At 43.9% G+C, this 2,961-nt stretch carries 3 protein-coding genes; all 3 read left to right on the top strand.

Going from position 1 to position 2,961, the window contains the following annotated elements; all coding sequences use genetic code 11:
- Nucleotides 1–21: 21 nt before the first annotated feature.
- Nucleotides 22–1,107: a hypothetical protein gene (locus EYO21_02470; GenBank protein ID HIB02676.1), complete on the top strand. Its 1,086-nt coding sequence runs from the start codon at nt 22–24 to the stop codon at nt 1,105–1,107.
- 248 nt (nt 1,108–1,355) lie between these two features.
- Nucleotides 1,356–1,574, top strand: coding sequence for a DNA-binding protein (locus EYO21_02475; protein HIB02677.1), 219 nt, complete (start codon nt 1,356–1,358; stop codon nt 1,572–1,574).
- 13 nt (nt 1,575–1,587) lie between these two features.
- A partial coding sequence (locus EYO21_02480; GenBank protein HIB02678.1) for a hypothetical protein occupies nt 1,588–2,961 on the top strand: 1,374 nt, incomplete at its 3' end.

A 2,961-nucleotide genomic window follows, 5' to 3' on the forward strand; every position in this document is an offset into this window, starting at 1 on the left:
GTCTAAACACTACTTACTTAGATGAAGCAAGAAGAGTTCGCAGATATCGTATGGACGCAATGGGCAAAAGCTCCAGATGGAAAAGTCCGTCCAGAGGAACTTCGCCCTATGATGGAATACCAATCGGGAAAATCTGAAAATAAAGACGCTCCGTGGATGTTTACCGCTTGGGCAGTGTCCTATCCAAAAAAGAATGATCCGTTCCTTCTTCCTGATGATGGATTAGGTACAAATGTAATGGACAGAGTTTGGGGCATCTGGATGAAGTTGGAAGATGAAGAATTATTCAGGCTCAGAAACATAATGCTGGTTATAGATGAGAAAGAGATTGAAAAGGAAATTGACGAGGATGGTAATGAAAGAATAATTCGGGGATACAGGTATCGTTCAGCGTTACCATTTCTCCGTGTCTTCAACAAGTCAGTCTATGATGTCATCTTCAGGGAGCATCAGAGATTGACAGATGAAGTTGGAAAGAGCAAATATACCAAAGCTCTTTTAAGATTTGACGATTGGTTCAAGCAGAATGGAATCGTAGACCATAATGAGATTGAGCCGTTTTGGTCAAGTACATTTGATGAAACAGCAACCGTTACTGTAAGTGAACCTGACCCCCCACCTTTATCTGCTGGAGATGATTGGAGAGATGTCCTTCTGGAGATTGAACAAAGAAGCAGTGGAAAATTTGACCTTTGTGTGTCTCATCAATCACTCAATAGGCAACAAGGTGTTGTGCTCTCTATGGATGATTGGCAACCAAAGCTGAGAGATATATTAATTATGCACGGGATAGACCCCAGCTATCGCTTAGACCCTGATGAGCTTGTTGAACGATGGGGCGAGAAGATTGGCATTACAGAAATCACCAGAGACAATATATACTTGTTGAAAGCTGTGCTTAGGAACTCAGTCGGCATCACCGATAGCCAACCCATATTGCACAAAGAGAAAATGGAGTTCGGAAAGTACCCTGTTGAGCCATCCGTAAGACTCGGTAAAAAACTTGTCTGGAAATTGTTACGCATTGACATCCAAGATGCAGAGATGTTTAAGGAATATAGTGAGCTGTGGCACTATACCTGTCCTATTTGGATGAAACCTTCCTAATAGCACTAATATCTCAAATCCCGATTTAGAGGCCCATACGGCACTACTTTAGGCGGATGTTTAATGTCGTCCGAATATAACCGAAAGATGGCATTGTCGTCCCGCAGGTAAATATCTTCACCTTTCTTCTCCTCTAATACCTCTCCCCCCAATGTCGTCTGAGCACCAAAAAACGCCAGACGACAACAATAGGGTAAAAGGTCAGCCCAAGGTGGGCTTGGCCCGTAAACCCAAATGGGAGATTAGAAATGACAGTATTCAAAATCATAGAAATGTTAGAGCGGATTGAATCCAAAGTTGATGGAAGAGACAGATGGCTCAGCACATCAGAGGCGTGCACATATGCGGGAGTCTCGGGAAAAACTTTGCGGAGAAATGTGATAAAAGGCGTTCTGAAATGTTCAACCGCCGTAGGAAAAAATCTGTACCTCAAAAGCGATTTGAAAAAATGGCTTCGGCAGAGGTAGTGGCGGGAGATGTATGATGATTTCTGATAACCTCGGAGTGCAAGACCTTTGGTGGCGAATGGTCAATGCATATGTACCCAATCTCAAGCCATCTGGCGGTGGCAATTACATTGGTAGCTGTCCGCACCCGGACCACGATGACAGAAAACCATCGTTCTCCGTTCACGAATTTGACCGGGTGTTTAATTGCTTTAGCTGTCCTTTCAAAGGCGATGCCGTTGATTTTGCTAAGCAGTTTGGAAATGACCCGAAACCATTCTATCGCGGGAAAGGTTTTGCACCCAATACAAGCTCAAATCGAACAAATATAGGTGGTAACAGCAAGAGTTCTTCACCTCGAGCAAAAGCAAAAACACCTCCACAAAAGAAAGTGCGGGAAAAGGGCGTTTATTGCAGAAAAACAGAAGCTGTGACTAACTGGTCACTTGTACCAATCGATGCGGGAAAGTGCCTTAAAGAGTGGGATATGGAGCTTATAGAACCATTGCAGATACATTGGTCGAATAAAGGTGAATGTTTCGCATTTCCAATTATAAGTGTGGATGGTAAGTGCTGGTTGAATTGCTGGCTCCATAAACCAATCAACAGGTTCTTGAAAAGAGCGGAAGGCAAGAAGTTCACCTGCCAAGTGTACCCTTTGGAGCAGATAAAAAAATATAAGCCCAATGAGGTCACATATGTAGTCGAAGGATTCAAGGATGTGCTTCGGATGCTGTCGCTGGGGCTTCAGGCAGTCTGCTTCACCAATGGCGCCACCAGCATTCCGAGAGACCTGTCACCACTCAGCCATCTCAAGAAATTCAGTGTAATGCTTGATTATGATGATGCGGGTGATATAGGTCAGCAGAAGGTGGTAGATGCACTAAAAGGTGCGTTCCCAACTACTGTTGTGAATAAAACCGATTGGGAGAAGTTAGACGAAAGTTTCACCACAGGGACGGATATATCTGATGTATCGAATGAAACCCTTGGCGATTTAATAAATACCGAAAAACCATACAACATAGGATACAAGCTAATGACATTTGAAGAAATGATAAACTCAGGCATCCCAGCACCAGCTCCGATTGTAGAGCACCTAATTGTTGAGAAAGGTGTTACCGTTTTTGCGGCAACGGACGGCGTGGGCAAAAGCCTGCTGGCTCAACAGCTTGCGCTTAGTATTACAAGGGGTGTTCCATTTATGGGATACTTTGAAATTGTTAATCCTCGCCCGGTGTTGCTTCTGAATTATGAGTTACCTGATGGCGCCGTGGTTGACAGAGGGAAAATGCAGCACAAGCATTTCGGTCAGTATCCAGAAAAACATCGGATGATGATTAACACTCGGGACAAGAAAGCCATCTATACCGAATTGTGGCAGGATATCAATACCACGATTATGGAG

The organism is Candidatus Neomarinimicrobiota bacterium, assembly GCA_012964825.1.
Lineage (GTDB): Bacteria > Fidelibacterota > Marinisomatia > Marinisomatales > S15-B10 > UBA2125.